The sequence below is a fragment of the Enterobacter sp. ODB01 genome, from assembly GCF_001623605.1.
Classification (GTDB): Bacteria; Pseudomonadota; Gammaproteobacteria; order Enterobacterales; family Enterobacteriaceae; genus Enterobacter; species Enterobacter kobei.
Map to the genome: position 1 here is coordinate 1,981,783 of NZ_CP015227.1, position 15,836 is coordinate 1,997,618.

The following is a 15,836-nucleotide window of genomic DNA, read 5'->3' on the forward strand; positions in this document are numbered from 1 at the left end:
CTATGAGGACGATGAAAGGACCGGGCATTTTTCTGTCGCAATTTATTGGCGAGAAAGCGCCGTTCAACACGCTCGACGGACTGGCAGGCTGGGCGGCGGCGAAGGGTTACAAAGCGGTGCAGATCCCCTGCAATCATCCGCACATTTTTGATGTCGAAAAAGCGGCAGAGAGCCAGGCCTACTGCGATGACATTACCGGCAAGCTGGGCGCGCACGGGCTGGTCATCAGCGAGCTGTCGACCCATCTGGAGGGGCAGCTTGTGGCGGTAAACGAGGTCTACAGCGACGCGTTTGACCACTTCGCCCCCGCCGCCGTGCGCGGTAATGATACGGCTCGTCGGGCATGGGCAACGGAAAAGCTAAAGCAGGCGGCAGTCGCCTCAGCCAGACTCGGCCTGAAAGCGCACGCCACCTTCTCTGGCTCGCTGGCGTGGCCGTTTTTCTATCCATGGCCGCCGCATAACGAGCAGCGTTTTCAGGCGGCATTCGAGGAGCTGGCAAACCGCTGGCGACCGATTCTGGATACCTTTGACGAACAGGGCGTGGACGTCTGTTTTGAGTTGCATCCGGGCGAAGACTTGCACGACGGCGTGAGCTTTGAGCGTTTTCTGGCGCTTCTGGATAATCACCCGCGCTGCAATATCCTTTACGACCCGAGCCACATGCTGTTACAGCAGATGGATTACCTGACCTTCATCGACATTTACCACGCGCGCATCAAAGCCTTCCACGTCAAAGATGCCGAGTTCCGTCCTAATGGGCGCAGCGGCGTGTACGGTGGTTACCAGCCGTGGATCAACCGCGCCGGGCGCTTCCGTTCGCTCGGCGACGGACAGATCGACTTCAAAGGCATTTTCAGCAAGCTGACCCAGTACGATTATGACGGCTGGGCGGTGCTGGAGTGGGAGTGCTGCCTGAAAGACGGTGATACCGGCGCAAATGAGGGAAGCGAGTTTATCCGCCGCCACATCATCCCCGTATCCAGGCGTGCGTTTGATGACTTCGCGGCAGGGGGCAGCCATGATTAATGTCGGGATTGTCGGCAGCGGGTTTATCGGCCCGGCGCATATCGAGGCGCTGCGGCGTCTCGGGTTTGTGCAGGTGGTGGCGCTCTGCGACGGCACGCTTGCCAACGCGCAGGAAAAAGCACGCCAGCTTAACGTGCCCCACGCCTGCGCCAGCGTGGCGGAACTCCTCGCACTTCCTGACCTGCACGTGGTGCACAACTGCACGCCCAATCATCTGCACGCGGAGATTAACCGTCAGATCCTGCGCGCGGGAAAACATGTCTTTTCTGAAAAACCGCTCTGCATGACGTCGGACGAGGCGCGTGATCTGGTGGCGCGGGCGGAGCAGGCTGGCGTGGTGCACGGCGTGAGCTTTGTCTATCGCCAGTTTGCGATGGTGCGCCAGGCGGCGAGCATGATGCGCGCGGGCAGCCTCGGGCGGCTATTCGCCTCACACGGTAGTTATTTACAGGACTGGATGCTGCTGGAAACCGACTACAACTGGCGGGTGGATGCCACGCTTGGCGGGGCTTCGCGCGCGGTGGCGGATATCGGCTCCCACTGGTGCGATACGGTGCAATTTGTGACCGGCAGGCGCATTACCGAGGTCATGGCCGATCTCTCCATCGTCTGGCCGACGCGTAAGGCCAGCATGGGCGGTCATCAGACTTTCTCCCACGATGAGGCGGCGGCGTATACCAACACACCGGTCAGTACCGAAGACTTTGGCTCAGTGCTGTACCGCTTTGACGATGGCAGCAAAGGTTGCTTTAGCGTCTCGCAGGTGAGCGCCGGGCGTAAAAATCGCCTGACGTTTGAGATTAACGGCAGCGAGCAGTCAGTGGCGTGGGATCAGGAGGTGCCGCAACAGCTGTGGATCGGCCATCGCGCGCTGGCAAATCAGACGCTCACCGATGATCCAGGCCTGATGAACCCTGACGTGGCCAGCAGCGCACACTTCCCCGGCGGGCACATCGAAGGCTGGCCTGACGCCTTTAAAAATATGATGATGCAGTTCTACCGCGCCGTGCGGGCGGGAGCGATGCCGGAGGCGCCGCAGTTTGCGACCTTCCACGATGGCGCAAACGTGATGTATATCATTGATGCCAGAGTGAAAAGTCATCAGCAGCAGCGTTGGGTACGCGTGGCGCAATGACGTGTTGCCCGGTTCGCCGGGCAACAAATTTATGGTAGCCTGCACAAAACGCTAACCGCAGGATGTGTCGTCGCTATGTCAATTCAGAAAATCGCTCAGCTGGCCGGGGTCTCCGTGGCGACGGTCTCCCGCGTGCTCAATAACAGCGACACCGTGAAGGCAAAAAACCGCGAGCGCGTCCTGCAGGCCATCAAAGAGAGCAACTACCAGCCTAATTTACTGGCCCGTCAGTTACGTACTGCCCGGAGCTATATGATCCTGGTGATGGTCTCAAACATTGCCAACCCGTTCTGCGCCGAAGTGGTGAAGGGCATCGAAGAAGAGGCGGAGAAAAACGGCTATCGGATCCTGCTGTGTAACTCCGGGTCGGACATCGAACGTTCCCGTTCGGGCTTAAGCCTGCTGTCGGGCAAAATCGTCGACGGCATTATCACCATGGACGCTTTCTCAAAGCTGCCGGAACTGGCCGCGCTGATTGGCTCCGCACCGTGGGTGCAGTGTGCCGAATATGCCGATGCCGGCGCGGTCTCCTGCGTGGGGATTAACGACGTTGATGCGTCGCAGCATGCCGTCAGCCAGCTTGCCGACGGTGGACGCAAACGCATCGCGATGATCAACCACGACCTGAGCTATAAATATGCCCGTCTGCGCGAGCGCGGCTATAAGAGCGTGATCCACCTGAAAGATCTGGAGTATCAGGCGGTTGAATATGCCAGCGATCTCAGCTTCCGCGCCGGGATGGTGGCGATGCAAAATCTGTTGCAGGATAATCCACCGGATGCGGTGTTTGCCGTCTCCGATACGCTGGCGGCGGGCGCGCTGCGCGCCATTCAGCAGGCCGGGCTGCGGGTGCCGGAGGATATTGCTGTTGTGGGATTTGACGGCACCGAGCTGGCGGACATGATTTCGCTGACCACCATCGAACAGCCGTCGCGGGATATCGGGCGCAAGGCGGTCGACCTGCTCTTAAATAAAATCGACAACCCCGATGCGCCCACGGAAAGAGTGATGATGGACTGGCGCTTTATTTCCCGCGCCAGTACCTGATTATTGCGCTATAACCCCTGCGAGGGAGCGAATATCGTTCCCGGTAGGTGACTGATGAATACGCAGACCAAACTCCTCCACCACCGCAAAAATATGATCGAAGATGTCAGCCTGAATCTCCTCATATTCTGCCCAGATCACCGTGTTGGTGAAAGCGTATATTTCAATCGGCAGGCCGTTGGCATCCGGTGCCAGCTGACGCACCATTAACGTCATATCTTTGCGAATGCGCGGGTGGTTACGCAGATATTCATTCAGGTAGGCGCGGAAGGTACCAATATTGGTCATTTTGCGCAGGTCTAATACCGATTCACCTTCGCCATTTTTCTGATTCCACAGGCTAATTTCCTCATGTCGCGCGGCCAGATACGGCTTGAGCAGTTTCGCCTGAATCAGCTTCTGCTGCTCCTGCTCGTCCAGGAAGTGAATGCTGGTGGTATCGATATTCAGGCTGCGCTTAATGCGTCGGCCGCCGGAGGCCGACATGCCGCTCCAGTTGATAAAGGCGTCAGAGACCAGCGCCCACGTTGGGATCGTGGTGATGGTGTTATCGAAGTTGCGCACTTTAACGGTGGTCAGGCCGATGTCCGTCACCGTGCCGTTGGCACCGTATTTCGGCATCTCCAGCCAGTCGCCAAGCTTGAGCATGTCGTTGGCGGAAAGCTGGATCCCGGCGACCAGTCCCAGTATCGGGTCTTTAAAGACCAGCATCAGAACGGCGGCCATGGCACCCAGTCCGCTAATCAAAATGGCCGGTGACTGACCGATCAGCAGAGAGATAATTAAGATCCCCACCAGAATCGCGCTCACCAGCTTGATGCCCTGGAAGATCCCTTTCAGCGGCAGCTGTGAGGCGGTCGCCATTTTCTGCGACAGATTGAAAATGACGTCCAGCAGCGAGAAGAAGGAGAGCAGGGCATATACCATCACCCACAGCTTCGCGCAGGTGGTGAGCATTTCTGCAGCTTCGCTCCCTTTTTGCAGCCAGAGAACGGCCTGAACGTTGACGATTATCCCCTGAAGGGTAAATGCCAGACGGTGAAATAATTTATTCTGGGTAATGATCTGCAACCATAAATGGCTGCTGGCCCGGGCGCGTTTCTCGAATGCGCGCAGCACGACTTTGTGCAGAATAAAATGAACGATGATGGCAGTAAGAAAAATAATACCAAAGATAATCACTAAAGAGGTGGTGTGATTAATTTCAATGCCTAACTCTTCAACCTGAGCAATTAATTCCTGCATAACGTCTCCTGTATTGATGCAGCCCCATAATGGCGGCTGCGGATCTATTATGCAAATACCTCAGGCTTATTTGCTTGCCTGGCAGACCTTCACGACGGGTAAACACAGCCGATGACGGATGCGCAGCGTTGCCAGCGCCAGGATGACCATCAGGCCGGTTTCCACCGTCAGGAAAAGGTTAATCGCCTGGGCGTAATCCCCGTGATGATGTTGCAGCCCGTGCAGCAAAATCGCTCCGAAAATGGCCGGGCCTAGCCCCAGCGCGGCCTGCTGCAGGGTGCTTAAGATGGCGCTGGCGGCCCCTGCGTCATCAGGCTGAATATCGCGCATCCCGATGCGGTAGAAGCTGTTCACAATCAGCGCCTGACCGTAGCCTACCAGCCCGGTGGCTGGCGCCAGCGTCAGCGCCGTATTTTGCACTCCCCAGTAGCGGAACGTGGCGATCAGCGCCAGCAGGCCGATTATCTGGATTGACAGGCCGGTGAGCAGAATCGTGCTGGTGCTGTAGCGCGCAATCAGCCGCGGCGCGAACCACGCGGAGATAAAATAGGTCACCCCGAGGGCGATAAAACTGTTCCCGGACTGCCACGGCGCCATTCCCAGACCCGTTTGCATGGTCAGCGCCATACAGAACATAAACCCGGACCAGACGCTGAAAAAGAGCAGCGCAATCACGATGCCAAAGCGAACGCTGCGGAGCTGAAGCAGACGCGGTGGGATCAGCGGATGGGCATTTCCAAGCTCTTTTTTGCGCGCATTCTGTGCCATCAGCCAGGCCAGCGGAATAATGGCGAGAAGCATAACCTTTAGCGACCACGGCCAGTGCCACTGTGGGCCGAGCGCCATCGGGAACAGCAGACAGCAGAGCATGATGGCCAGCAAGATGGTCCCTGCCCAGTCGATGCGCGACGGCGTTTCACGGCGGGTTTCCGGCACGTAGCGACGGCTCAGCGCCAGCACCACCAGGCAGATGGGGACGTTAATAAAGAAGGCGTTACGCCAGCCCAGTCCGGCGATATCCGCCGATACCAGCCAGCCGCCGCCCATCTGGCCGACGATAAACGCAATCCCCCCAATGCCGCCGAACAGGCTAATCGCCTTCGCGTGAGCGGTGCCTTTTAACGTGACGTGCAGCGTGGCAAGAATTTGCGGCATGATCAGGGCGGCACCCGCCCCCTGAACAATACGCGCGGCCAGCAGTTGTTCAATGTTCCCCGCCATTCCGCACAGCAGCGAGGCCAGGCCAAAGATTGCCACACCCCACATAAACAGGCGACGGCGGCCAAGATTATCTCCCAGCTTGCTGCCGAGCGCGAGGCAGACGGCAAACGCCACGCCATAAAGCGCGACAATCAGCTCCAGCTCGGTGGCGGTTGCGTGCAGTGAATGGGTAATGGCGTCCAGCGCCACGTTAGTGATTGAGGTATCAATCATGGGTAGCATCTGGCCGGTTAACAGCAATATCAGGCCTGCGCGACCCGGTGAAACAACTGACGTATTCATGGTAACTCCATTGCGTCATTCATCAGATGGTCGTAGCATCAACCATCTGATAAACGGGTACCAGTTCTTGCTTATACTGGTACTGGCACTACCATGCAGGGGGATTTATGGCGTTGATGTCTGAACCCGTCGCCTCACTTCAGGATGACACGCGAAAACAGCTGGGCGCATTTTTACGCGCCCGGCGTGAAAGCCTCGATCCGCAGCGTCTCGGTTTGCCGCGCAGCGGACGCCGCCGCACGCCGGGTCTGCGCCGCGAAGAGGTGGCGATGCTCGCCGACGTGGGTGTGACCTGGTATACCTGGCTTGAGCAGGGCAGGGACGTCAATCCGTCCAGCGCGGTGATGGCAGCCATAGCGAAAGCCCTGCAGTGTACTCCGACCGAAGCCCGGCATCTTTTCGTGCTCGCCGGTTTGCCGCCGGGCGAAGCACCGCAGGCGGTCTGCTGCGAGGGGATCACCGAAGGCACGCGTCGCCTGCTGGATACGCTGATGCCAAAACCTGCCAGCATCCAGAAACCCAATTTCGATATCGTGGCGTGGAACGACAGTTTTGGGCATCTGATGGGCGTTGATTTCAATGAAATCCCGCCGGAGGACCGCAACTGTATTTACCTGTTTCTCACCCATCCCGCGTGGCGCGCGCGGCTCGGCAGACGCGATGATGTGCTGCCGATTTTTGTCTCCTATTTCCGCGCGGCGATGGCCGAGCACCGGGGCGACCCGCTGTGGGAAGCCAAACTGGCGCGCTTCTTTGCGGTGTCTGAGGAGTTCAAAACGCTGTGGCACCAGCGCAACGACGTGCGCGGCGTGGAGAACCAGCTCAAGCTGTTTACCCATCCCGAGCTGGGGGATTTTACGCTGCAGCAGATGTACTGGTACTCCGCACCGCGAAACGGGTCGCGGCTGCTGGTCTATTTACCGGTGGACGAGGCGGGGGAGAGGGCGATGGCATGGCTGGCGGAACAGGCTAAATAATTTTTTTGCGAGACGTTTTCAGGGAATCAGCACGGATCCTGCCGTGTCGGTTCACATTGCGTAAGATAAGGTCTGAATGAGACCAACCTGCTGAATCTACATCATTTAGATGAGTAGTGAAGTGGACTATACTTACGCGATGAGAAACCACCGATGTCGCCACTGATGATTGATTCCGCAGAATTTAGCCAAAAACTTGGGCTTATCACTCAAAACGTTGAACATACTGAAGCGTTTCTGTTGCGGGGCACGGTTGATTTTCATCTGCCAGGTTTTTTGTTGCCTGTGGGGTATCGGCTTCTGAAGTCGCGCTATAGCGATGAATACCGTCTCGTGACCACCGACGACGGTAAGCCTTATACGGCATATGCCGTGAAGCTGACGTTTCATAAAGAAATTACCTTTCCTCACGGTGCCGCCACGCAAGTGATGGTCTGGCGTACGCCCCGCGCGGTCCATCAATCCGTTATCAGCGGGTTGCCACAACTTTTCTTTCAGTGGGTGCTCAGCGAATACGATATCGTGGTCTCAGACAGCGAGCAAACGGGAGACGGGCAGCGGTTTTGGTTGCGGATGATAGACTGGGCGTTCAGCATGAATTACCAAATAAGCGTGGCGGACGGTACGGTAGGCGCAGAGTGGGAATTAACACCAGTGAGTTCATACGCTGAACTGGAAGAACGCTGGATTGCTTTTGCCTGGGGAAAAGATCGTGATGTTCATCCGCATCGCAGACTGATCATCAGTAAAACGTAACGGGCCGCGCGCGGCGGCCCGTCGGGATTAGCACTCGGTCACAATCGTGCTCAGCGGCAGGCGAGACTTCGGCAGCGTGGCGTTGAAATCTTCCACGCTGTGATGGCCAACCGGCACCACCACTACGCTGGTGAAGCCTTTCTCTTTCAGGCCAAACTCTTCGTCGAGGATCGCGGCATCGAAACCTTCGATTGGCACTGCATCAAGACCCATGGCACCCACGCCCAGCAGGAAATTACCGACGTTCAGGTAAACCTGTTTCGCCATCCACTGGTCATCATCTTTCAGATCCACACGGTGCATATCGGCGAAGTAAGTCCGGCCCTTATGGTTCGCGGCTTTGGCTTCTGGCGTGTTAAAACGACCATCGGCTTCTTCCTGATCCACGACGCGCTCAAGCCAGGCATCGTCCATCGCGGTTTTCGCGCAGAACACCACCACGTGAGAGGCGTCCAGCATTTTGCGTTCGTTGAACACATAGGTCCCTGCGGCGGATTTCGCCACGCGCGCTTTACCTTCCTCGGTGCTGGCCACAATAAAGTGCCACGGCTGGGAGTTGGTGCTGGACGGGCTGTACTGCAGCAGGGTTTTGATTTTTTCTGCTTCTTCAGCGGTCAGTTTTTTAGTCGGGTCGAACGCCTTGGTGGAGTGGCGTTTCAGGGCGACAGAAATGATATCCATAACTACTCCTGGTAATGAAATTCGCCCGTACGCGGGCGCGAAAGGAGAGCAGATTACCGCGCAAAGCGGCAAAAGATAAGTGCATTTCGAGCGCTTAATCTGTTCGTCTCAGACGAACAATCAGGCGGGGCGTATCCACTTCTGGTCTTTCTTCGGCAGTTTATCAACGACCAGATTCCAGGAATCTGCAATCAGGTCGGTAACCAGTTCCGGGGTGATGTCCTCGGTGCCGTAAAGGGAAATCCAGTGTTTTTTATTCAGATGGTAACCAGGCTCAACGCCCCGGTAGATCTGCTGATTTAACAGCGACGTATCCGGATCGGATTTCAGGCTTACGTGCGGCCGTCCGTGTGCGGTTGCCATCAGCATGAAAATTTTCCCGCCGACCTTGAAGACGTCGTACTCCGGGCCGAACGGCCAGCAGTGTTCGGTAAAAGGCATCTCCAGCGCGACGCGCTTCGCGTGTGCCTGCAAGGATTTACTGTCCATCGCTCTCCTCCTGAGCCAGTCCACGCCACATGACTTCAAAACCCAGGGCTTTAAAATCGACGGCGCGGGACGGATCGCGGGTGGCAAACTCCATCGTGCTTTCGGCCAGCGATAAAAACAGCGCATCGCCAAACGTTTTGAATTCATCCGACATAAACACCGGGCGCACCGAACGACGGCACAGCTCATGCAGTTCCGGGAACATCTCTTTCACCGCCATTTCCGTTTCGGCGCTCAGCTTTTCACTGACCCCAATCTGGCGAATAGCCGCATGCGCCACGGGGTTACGAATCCCCCAGTCCACATAGCTGTTCCAGATATTGCGGGTATGTTCTTTCGGCAGCGTGATGGTGCGATCGAGGTTCGCCAGCATGGTCTGGCAGAGATCCTGCTTCAGATGCAGATAGAGGGCATTCAGCAGATCGTCTTTGGTAGCAAAGTAGCGGAACAGGGTGCCTTCGGCGACACCCGCCTTACGGGCAATGAGCGCCGTTGAGGCGGCAATACCTGACTGTGCAAATGCCGCCGTTGCGGCGTCCAGTAAGGCCTGTTTTTTATCTTCACTCTTCGGACGTGCCACTAAATTTTTCCCCCTTTCACTGATAAAAACCCCGATTGAAACACGTGCTTTGACACGCTGCAACGCGGAATGTCAAAGATCGAAAACGTCTTGACGACTTTCTCATCATATCTATAATGAGTGCTTACTCACTCATAATCAAGTTTACCCCACGCAAACCATCGGATGGCTCGCGTTTTCGGGTCAGGATATGAAAAAAACTCTCTTCATCTGCGTGGTGTTCGTCATGATTATTGCTTCAGCTGCGAGTTTACCGTTTGTTCTGAATGCCGGTTTTGGCCAGCCACCGCAGGGTGCGCAGCTCACGGAAGTGGAAGCGTCTCCGCACTACTACGAGGGGAAATTCCACAATACGCTCCCGACGCCTGGCTTTACCGGCCAACAAAATATGCTGGTGGCGTGGTGGCAATTTCTGACCCGTAAAACCGAAAACGCCCGCCCGGCTCAGCCGCTGCCGCTGGTGAAAACCGATCTGGCGAGCCTGCCGCTGGAGCAGGACACGCTGGTGTGGCTCGGCCACTCCTCCTGGTATCTGCAGCTGGCGGGAAAACGCATCCTGATCGACCCGGTCCTTGGTAACTATGCCGCGCCGTTTTCGTTTCTCAATAAAGCCTTTGCGGGGGAGTATCCGTGGCGCGCGGCGAGCATGCCGGAGATCGACCTGCTGATTATCTCTCACGATCACTACGACCACCTGGATTACGCCACCATCAGGGCGTTATTGCCGAAGGTGAAACGCGTGGTGACGCCGCTCGGGGTAGGGTCACACCTGCGCTACTGGGGGATGAAGCCAGAGATTATCGACGAACGCGACTGGAACCAGTCGGTGCACATCAGCGATGCGCTGACGGTTCACCTGTTGCCCGCGCGTCACTTCTCCGGGCGAGGCATTAAACGTGACCAGACGCTGTGGGGCAGCTTTATGTTTGTCACCCCAGAGCAGAAGATCTACTACAGCGGAGATTCTGGCTACGGCCCGCACTTTAAGGCAATCGGCGAGCAGTTTGGTGATGTGGATTTAGCCATCATGGAAAACGGCCAGTATGACCAGGACTGGAAGTACATCCACATGCTGCCAGAGGAGACGGCTCAGGCGTCGGTCGACCTGAATGCAAAGGCGGTGGTGCCGGGGCATAACGGTCGTTTTGTGCTGGCGAAACACACCTGGAACGACCCACTGATCCAGCTGGCAAAAGCCAGCAAGGATAAAAACTATCGACTGCTCACGCCGGAACTGGGCGAGCCCGTTCGGGTGAGTGATACCACACAAACTTTTCGTCAGTGGTGGGAATAATGTTTAAGCAAGAAGCAGAAGGGGAGAGCAGTATGACCATTTCCGCTCAAGTCATTGATACGATCGTCGAATGGATCGACGACAACCTGCACCAGCCGTTACGCATTGAAGACATTGCCCGCCATGCGGGTTACTCCAAATGGCATTTGCAGCGGCTGTTTATGCAGTATAAAGGTGAAAGCCTGGGGCGCTATATTCGCGAACGCAAGCTGCTGCTGGCGGCACGGGATCTGCGTGAATCGGACGAGCGCGTTTATGAGATCTGCCTGCGCTACGGGTTTGAATCGCAGCAGACGTTCACGCGCATCTTTACCCGCACCTTCCATCAGCCGCCAGGGGCGTACCGCAAGGAAAACCACAGTCGGACGCACTGAAACTGACAACACACAGGCCGGGTAAGGCGAAGCTGCTACCCGGCTTTTTTATGCATTCATGACGCCAGTGAAAACCAGCGGCGCCAGACGAAACGCAGCACGAAGAATTCGATAGCGCCAAGCAGTAAAAACCACACGCAAAACAAAATGGTGTAAAGCTGGTTCAGATCGACCATGTGAAAGGTCGTCATCAGCTTTTGCGCCAGCACCAGGCCCAGCGACGGCGCGGGCAACAGCAGGCAAGAGATCAGCGCCAGTAATAAAATGCCCCCGGCAGTCAGCAGCGATTCTAACGGGTGTTTCATCGTAATGTTAATCGTCAGTTAAAAATGTCATTGTCCGGCATCCTTTAACGTAAAGCAATATCAACCTGCCTGGGCTTTTTTAATGAAATAATCACCTTCTCCGGCAAATAAAGCGCGTAAGGAGAATGATTTAATCGTGGTGATTATATTAATATTATGCCATGTAAATAAATGTCTGCATCATGAAAATAATTTTACAAAACTATATGTGCTATATCCAATTAACGTCGCAATAACAATGGCTGCGACAATGTATAACGCCAGGCGTCGTCCGCGATAAATACCAAACATGCTTCCCCCTCGTTTAGCGTTGGTTTAGAAATATTTTGTAAAAATCAGCTTGTCGAAATAATCGTAATTAATTTTGAATAACCCAGCGGTAAATATATTGCGGTAGATCAATTTTAGCCGCAAGACTTAAAAATGAATAAATTAAAGCCCGAAAGGAATTCAGGCTTCTGTTCACCGGATATTGAAGGAAAAATACGATGACCGAAAAAAATTATCCCCAAACATGCCGCCTTCCGGCGGGCTGGCATACCAGCAGACCGTAGAGCAGGTGCTGGCTCATACGCAGAGCCAGGTGAGCGGTCTGGACCGCGCAGAGGCGCAGGCGCGTCTGCAAAAACATGGCCCGAATGCATTGCCGGAGAAAAAAGGCAAGCCGGGCTGGCTGCGCTTTCTCGCGCATTTTAACGATGTACTGATTTACGTACTGCTTGCCGCCGCGGTATTAACCGCGGTCATGGGGCATTGGGTTGATACGCTGGTTATTTTAGGCGTGGCGGTTATCAATGCCTTAATTGGTCATATTCAGGAAAGCAACGCGGAAAAATCCCTGAAGAGTATTCGTAACATGCTCTCCAGCGAAGCGCGCGTCATTCGTAATGGCAATCATGAAACGCTCCCCACAACTGAAATAGTCCCGGGCGATATTATTGTATTACGCGCCGGGGATCGTATTCCGGCGGATATGCGTTTAATTGAGGCGCATAATTTACGCGTGGAAGAGGCGATTCTGACCGGTGAATCCACCGTGGTGGATAAACATACTCAGCCGCTGAACGGTGAGCTGCCGCTGGGCGATCGCACCAACCTGGTCTTCTCCGGCACTACCGTGAGCGCGGGCGGTGGCGTGGGCGTGGTTACTGCCACCGGGCAGGAGACCGAGCTTGGCCATATCAATCAGATGATGGCGGGCATTGAAAAACACCGCACGCCGCTGCTGGTGCAGATGGACAAGCTGGGTAAGGCGATCTTCGCCATTATTCTGGCGATGATGGCCGCGCTGTTTGTCTTCAGCCTGGCATTCCGCGAGATCCCAATGGGCGAGCTGCTGCTCTCCCTCATCAGCCTGGCGGTCGCCTCCGTACCGGAAGGTCTGCCTGCAATTATCTCCATTATCCTCTCCCTGGGCGTGCAGGCGATGGCGCGCAAGCGGGCGATCATCCGCAAGCTGCCGACGGTTGAAACCCTGGGCGCGATGACCGTGGTCTGCTCGGATAAAACCGGCACCCTGACCATGAACGAGATGACGGTCAAAGCCATCATCACCGCCGACACCTGCTACCGCGTGGACGGCAACAGCTATGAGCCGGTGGGCAACATTTACCTGGAAGGCAGCGATGAGCCAGTGCAGATCCAGCCGGGCACCGTGCTGGAGCAGTACCTGCGCACTATTGACCTCTGTAACGACAGCCAGCTGATTCAGGACGAGCGCGGCCTGTGGGGCATCACCGGGGGGCCAACCGAGGGCGCGCTGAAGGTGCTGGCGGCGAAAGCCAACCTCGCGCCGGTAACAACGACGCTGGTTAACAAGATCCCGTTTGACTCGCAGTACAAGTACATGAGCACCCACTATCAGATTGGCTGCGAGGAGCAGATCCTGATCACCGGCGCGCCGGACGTCATTTTCGCCCTGTGCGCGCAGCAGCAAACCCGCCACGGTGCAGACGCCTTCAACCGCGCGTACTGGGAAAACGAGATGGAGCGCTATGCGCGTCAGGGACTGCGCATGGTTGCGGCGGCGTTTAAGCCAGCCAATGGCGAAACGGCGCTCACGCACGACGATCTGAGCCACGGGCTGATCTTCCTCGGCATTGCCGGAATGATGGATCCGCCGCGCCCGGAGGCGATTGATGCCATTAACGCCTGTCAGCAGGCGGGGATCCGCGTGAAGATGATCACCGGGGATCACCCGCAGACGGCGATGAGCATCGGCCAGATGCTGGGGATCACCAACAGCGAGCAGGCGGTGACCGGCTATCAGCTTGAGAAGATGAACGATGCCGAGCTGGCGGATGCGGCGGTGACCTATGACATCTTTGCCCGTACCAGCCCGGAGCATAAGCTGCGCCTGGTGAAAGCGCTGCAGGAGAAAGGTGAAATCGTCGGTATGACCGGCGACGGCGTGAACGATGCCCCGGCGCTGCGTCAGGCGGATGTCGGCATCGCAATGGGCATCAAAGGCACGGAAGTGACCAAAGAGGCGGCGGACATGGTCCTGACGGACGATAACTTCGCCACCATCGCCAGCGCGGTGAAAGAGGGGCGTCGCGTTTACGACAACCTGAAGAAGACCATCCTGTTCATCATGCCGACCAACCTGGCGCAGGGGCTATTGATTGTGATTGCGCTGCTGGCGGGGAACATCATTCCGCTGACGCCGGTGCTGATTCTGTGGATGAACATGGCGACCTCCGCCACGCTCTCCTTCGGCCTGGCCTTTGAAGCCGCCGAGCGCAATATCATGCGCCGTCCACCACGTCAGACCGGGCAGCACGTGATGGACGCCTACGCGGTGTGGCGCGTGGCCTTTGTCGGCACCATGATTGCCATTGCCGCCTTTGCGCTGGAGGCCTGGCTGGCCCCGCGCGGCCACAGCGCGGAGTTCATCCGCACCGTGCTGCTGCAGATGCTGGTCTGCGCCCAGTGGGTGTACATGATTAACTGCCGCAACACTGAAGGGTTCTCCCTGAACCGTGGTCTGCTGGCGAATAAAGGCATCTGGCTGGTCACGGGCGTGTTGTTCCTGCTCCAGGCCGCAATCATCTACCTGCCGTTTATGCAGATGCTGTTTGGCACCGAAGCGCTGCCGCTCCGCTACTGGTTTGTGACGCTGGCGGTTGCAATGGGAATGTTCTTCGTCGTCGAAATCGAGAAGCGACTGACCCGCAGGTTCCGTAAGGCTGCATAACCAAAACCTTACCCCTCACCCTATCCCTCTCCCCTAAGGGGAGAGGGGACAGCCCGGTTTTCTCCCTCTGCTCTGAGGTGAAGGGGCGGCTCGATTTTCTCCCTCGCCCCTTTGGGGAGAGGGCCGGGGTGAGGGGTGAAATTACGCTGAGGTACTCTCCATGAAATTCCCACTCCTGTTCGCACTCCTTGCCTGCACCCTGCAACCCGTCTTCGCCGCCATTCCCGTGCGCGTCGCCAACGTGGAGCAGACCGCCCACGCCGCCGAGCGTCAGATCCCGGGGCGCATTGAAGCCATCCACACCGTTGAGCTACGCGCCCGCACGGAAGGTGTTATCACTAAAATCCACTTTCGCGACGGGCAGTATGTGAAAAAAGGGGATGTGCTGTTTGAGCTGGACGATGCCGAGCCGCGTGCCGCCGTGCGTCTGGCGCAGGCCGAAGTCAACAGCGCTGAAGCCACGCTGCGCCAGGCGCAGCAGCAGCTTTCCCGCTTTGAAAGCCTGGGCAGCAGCAAGGCCATCAGCCGTCATGACGTGGACAACGCGCGTATGCAGCGCGACGTCGCCCGCGCCGCGCTGGAGCAGGCCAAAGCCCGGCTCGACGCACGCAACGTCACCCTGAACTACACCCGCATCACCTCGCCGATTGACGGTCGCGTGGGGCACAGCAACTTCCACGCAGGTAGCCTGGTCAACCCCGCAAGCGGCGTGCTGGTGGAGGTAGTCCAGCTTGATCCGATCCGCATCGCTTTTGCGCTGGAAGAGGGCGCCTTTGCCACCAAAGCCGGACAGCATGCAGATATCAGCGCCATGAAACAGGCGTGGCAGGTATTCATTGACAGCAACGGACAGCGTATCCGCGGTGAACTGACCTCGGTGGATAACCGCATCGACCCGCGCACCGCCAGCGTGATACTGCGCGCCGGGTTTGCCAACCCGCGCCATCAGCTGTTGCCCGGCGGCAACGTAAATGTGACGCTGCGCCCGGCCAGCGAGCAGCCGGTACTGACGCTCCCTGCCGCTGCGGTCCAGCAGAATGGCGATGGATTCTTTGCTTGGGTGGTGAGTGCCGACGGAAACGCCGAAAAACGCCCGCTAAAAATTGCCGGGCAGGTTGGGCAGCGGTTCCAGATTGCTTCCGGTGTTAAGCCTGGTGAGCGAGCGATCACTGACGGTGCACAGCGTGTACAGCCCGGTGCTGCCGTCCAGATACTGAATTAAGGAG

The 15,836-nt window shown here is 57.0% G+C and carries 15 protein-coding genes; 9 read left to right on the top strand and 6 right to left on the bottom strand.

Annotation, left to right across the window (positions count from 1 at the left end; genetic code table 11):
- The first annotated feature begins 2 nt into the window (after positions 1–2).
- The 3 genes from A4308_RS09450 to A4308_RS09460 all read left to right on the top strand — a co-directional run bounded on the left by A4308_RS09450 (position 3) and on the right by A4308_RS09460 (position 3,210).
- Positions 3–1,028 carry a sugar phosphate isomerase/epimerase family protein gene (locus A4308_RS09450; RefSeq protein ID WP_045281667.1) on the top strand — a complete coding sequence of 342 codons (1,026 nt, stop codon included), beginning with the start codon at positions 3–5 and terminating at the stop codon, positions 1,026–1,028.
- Positions 1,021–2,163 carry a Gfo/Idh/MocA family protein gene (locus tag A4308_RS09455; RefSeq protein WP_063308501.1) on the top strand — a complete coding sequence of 381 codons (1,143 nt, stop codon included), beginning with the start codon at positions 1,021–1,023 and terminating at the stop codon, positions 2,161–2,163. Before A4308_RS09450 ends, A4308_RS09455 begins: the two co-directional genes overlap by 8 nt.
- A 75-nt stretch (positions 2,164–2,238) precedes the next feature.
- A complete protein-coding gene (locus tag A4308_RS09460) occupies positions 2,239–3,210 on the top strand; it encodes a LacI family DNA-binding transcriptional regulator (RefSeq protein WP_045281665.1) in 972 nt (323 codons plus the stop codon).
- Here the strand turns inward: A4308_RS09460 and A4308_RS09465 are convergent, their stop codons facing one another.
- Both A4308_RS09465 and A4308_RS09470 read right to left on the bottom strand, forming a co-directional pair.
- Positions 3,211–4,455, bottom strand: coding sequence for a mechanosensitive ion channel family protein (locus tag A4308_RS09465; protein WP_014882869.1), 1,245 nt, complete (start codon positions 4,453–4,455; stop codon positions 3,211–3,213).
- A 66-nt stretch (positions 4,456–4,521) separates the two neighbouring features.
- Positions 4,522–5,958 carry an MFS transporter gene (locus A4308_RS09470; RefSeq protein WP_023338142.1) on the bottom strand — a complete coding sequence of 479 codons (1,437 nt, stop codon included), beginning with the start codon at positions 5,956–5,958 and terminating at the stop codon, positions 4,522–4,524.
- Positions 5,959–6,065: 107 nt separating this feature from the next.
- On the opposite strand from A4308_RS09470, the gene A4308_RS09475 reads away from it, so the two are divergent.
- Complete coding sequence (locus tag A4308_RS09475; RefSeq protein ID WP_045281664.1) at positions 6,066–6,935, top strand: helix-turn-helix transcriptional regulator; 870 nt, start codon at positions 6,066–6,068, stop codon at positions 6,933–6,935.
- A gap of 153 nt (positions 6,936–7,088) precedes the next feature.
- Complete coding sequence (locus tag A4308_RS09480; protein WP_045281663.1) at positions 7,089–7,691, top strand: hypothetical protein; 603 nt, start codon at positions 7,089–7,091, stop codon at positions 7,689–7,691.
- Positions 7,692–7,718: 27 nt separating this feature from the next.
- Here the strand turns inward: A4308_RS09480 and nfsB are convergent, their stop codons facing one another.
- The 3 genes from nfsB to A4308_RS09495 all read right to left on the bottom strand — a co-directional run bounded on the left by nfsB (position 7,719) and on the right by A4308_RS09495 (position 9,441).
- Positions 7,719–8,372, bottom strand: a complete 654-nt coding sequence (nfsB, locus tag A4308_RS09485) for an oxygen-insensitive NAD(P)H nitroreductase (protein ID WP_014882873.1) — start codon at positions 8,370–8,372, stop codon at positions 7,719–7,721.
- Between the two features lie 120 nt (positions 8,373–8,492).
- Positions 8,493–8,861 (bottom strand): MmcQ/YjbR family DNA-binding protein, encoded by a 369-nt coding sequence (locus A4308_RS09490; protein ID WP_045281662.1) that lies wholly within the window; start codon positions 8,859–8,861, stop codon positions 8,493–8,495.
- Positions 8,851–9,441: a TetR/AcrR family transcriptional regulator gene (locus A4308_RS09495; RefSeq protein ID WP_014882875.1), complete on the bottom strand. Its 591-nt coding sequence runs from the start codon at positions 9,439–9,441 to the stop codon at positions 8,851–8,853. Before A4308_RS09495 ends, A4308_RS09490 begins: the two co-directional genes overlap by 11 nt.
- Positions 9,442–9,631: 190 nt before the next feature.
- On the opposite strand from A4308_RS09495, the gene A4308_RS09500 reads away from it, so the two are divergent.
- Both A4308_RS09500 and A4308_RS09505 read left to right on the top strand, forming a co-directional pair.
- On the top strand, positions 9,632–10,735 hold the full coding sequence (locus A4308_RS09500; RefSeq protein ID WP_023332301.1) for a RomA family MBL fold metallo-hydrolase: 1,104 nt from the start codon (positions 9,632–9,634) through the stop codon (positions 10,733–10,735).
- 32 nt (positions 10,736–10,767) lie between these two features.
- Positions 10,768–11,109: a RamA family antibiotic efflux transcriptional regulator gene (locus A4308_RS09505; protein WP_014882877.1), complete on the top strand. Its 342-nt coding sequence runs from the start codon at positions 10,768–10,770 to the stop codon at positions 11,107–11,109.
- A gap of 56 nt (positions 11,110–11,165) precedes the next feature.
- Here the strand turns inward: A4308_RS09505 and A4308_RS09510 are convergent, their stop codons facing one another.
- Complete coding sequence (locus A4308_RS09510; RefSeq protein ID WP_023332302.1) at positions 11,166–11,414, bottom strand: DUF1158 domain-containing protein; 249 nt, start codon at positions 11,412–11,414, stop codon at positions 11,166–11,168.
- Positions 11,415–11,928: 514 nt separating this feature from the next.
- Here A4308_RS09510 and A4308_RS09515 point away from each other — a divergent pair.
- On the top strand, positions 11,929–14,610 hold the full coding sequence (locus A4308_RS09515; RefSeq protein WP_063308502.1) for a cation-transporting P-type ATPase: 2,682 nt from the start codon (positions 11,929–11,931) through the stop codon (positions 14,608–14,610).
- Between the two features lie 160 nt (positions 14,611–14,770).
- A complete protein-coding gene (locus A4308_RS09520; protein WP_049011077.1) occupies positions 14,771–15,832 on the top strand; it encodes an efflux RND transporter periplasmic adaptor subunit in 1,062 nt (353 codons plus the stop codon).
- The last annotated feature ends 4 nt before the right edge of the window (positions 15,833–15,836 follow it).

Excerpts from the sequence above, each read along its gene's own strand:
- nfsB (WP_014882873.1), bottom strand. The coding sequence starts at position 8,372 with ATGGATATCATTTCTGTCGCCCTGAAACGCCACTCCACCAAGGCGTTC.
- A4308_RS09475 (WP_045281664.1), top strand. The coding sequence starts at position 6,066 with ATGGCGTTGATGTCTGAACCCGTCGCCTCACTTCAGGATGACACGCGA.
- A4308_RS09470 (WP_023338142.1), bottom strand. The coding sequence starts at position 5,958 with ATGAATACGTCAGTTGTTTCACCGGGTCGCGCAGGCCTGATATTGCTG.
- A4308_RS09520 (WP_049011077.1), top strand. The coding sequence starts at position 14,771 with ATGAAATTCCCACTCCTGTTCGCACTCCTTGCCTGCACCCTGCAACCC.
- A4308_RS09510 (WP_023332302.1), bottom strand. The coding sequence starts at position 11,414 with ATGAAACACCCGTTAGAATCGCTGCTGACTGCCGGGGGCATTTTATTA.
- A4308_RS09490 (WP_045281662.1), bottom strand. The coding sequence starts at position 8,861 with ATGGACAGTAAATCCTTGCAGGCACACGCGAAGCGCGTCGCGCTGGAG.
- A4308_RS09515 (WP_063308502.1), top strand. The coding sequence starts at position 11,929 with ATGCCGCCTTCCGGCGGGCTGGCATACCAGCAGACCGTAGAGCAGGTG.
- A4308_RS09460 (WP_045281665.1), top strand. The coding sequence starts at position 2,239 with ATGTCAATTCAGAAAATCGCTCAGCTGGCCGGGGTCTCCGTGGCGACG.
- A4308_RS09500 (WP_023332301.1), top strand. The coding sequence starts at position 9,632 with ATGAAAAAAACTCTCTTCATCTGCGTGGTGTTCGTCATGATTATTGCT.
- A4308_RS09450 (WP_045281667.1), top strand. The coding sequence starts at position 3 with ATGAGGACGATGAAAGGACCGGGCATTTTTCTGTCGCAATTTATTGGC.
- A4308_RS09465 (WP_014882869.1), bottom strand. The coding sequence starts at position 4,455 with ATGCAGGAATTAATTGCTCAGGTTGAAGAGTTAGGCATTGAAATTAAT.
- A4308_RS09455 (WP_063308501.1), top strand. The coding sequence starts at position 1,021 with ATGATTAATGTCGGGATTGTCGGCAGCGGGTTTATCGGCCCGGCGCAT.
- A4308_RS09480 (WP_045281663.1), top strand. The coding sequence starts at position 7,089 with ATGTCGCCACTGATGATTGATTCCGCAGAATTTAGCCAAAAACTTGGG.
- A4308_RS09505 (WP_014882877.1), top strand. The coding sequence starts at position 10,768 with ATGACCATTTCCGCTCAAGTCATTGATACGATCGTCGAATGGATCGAC.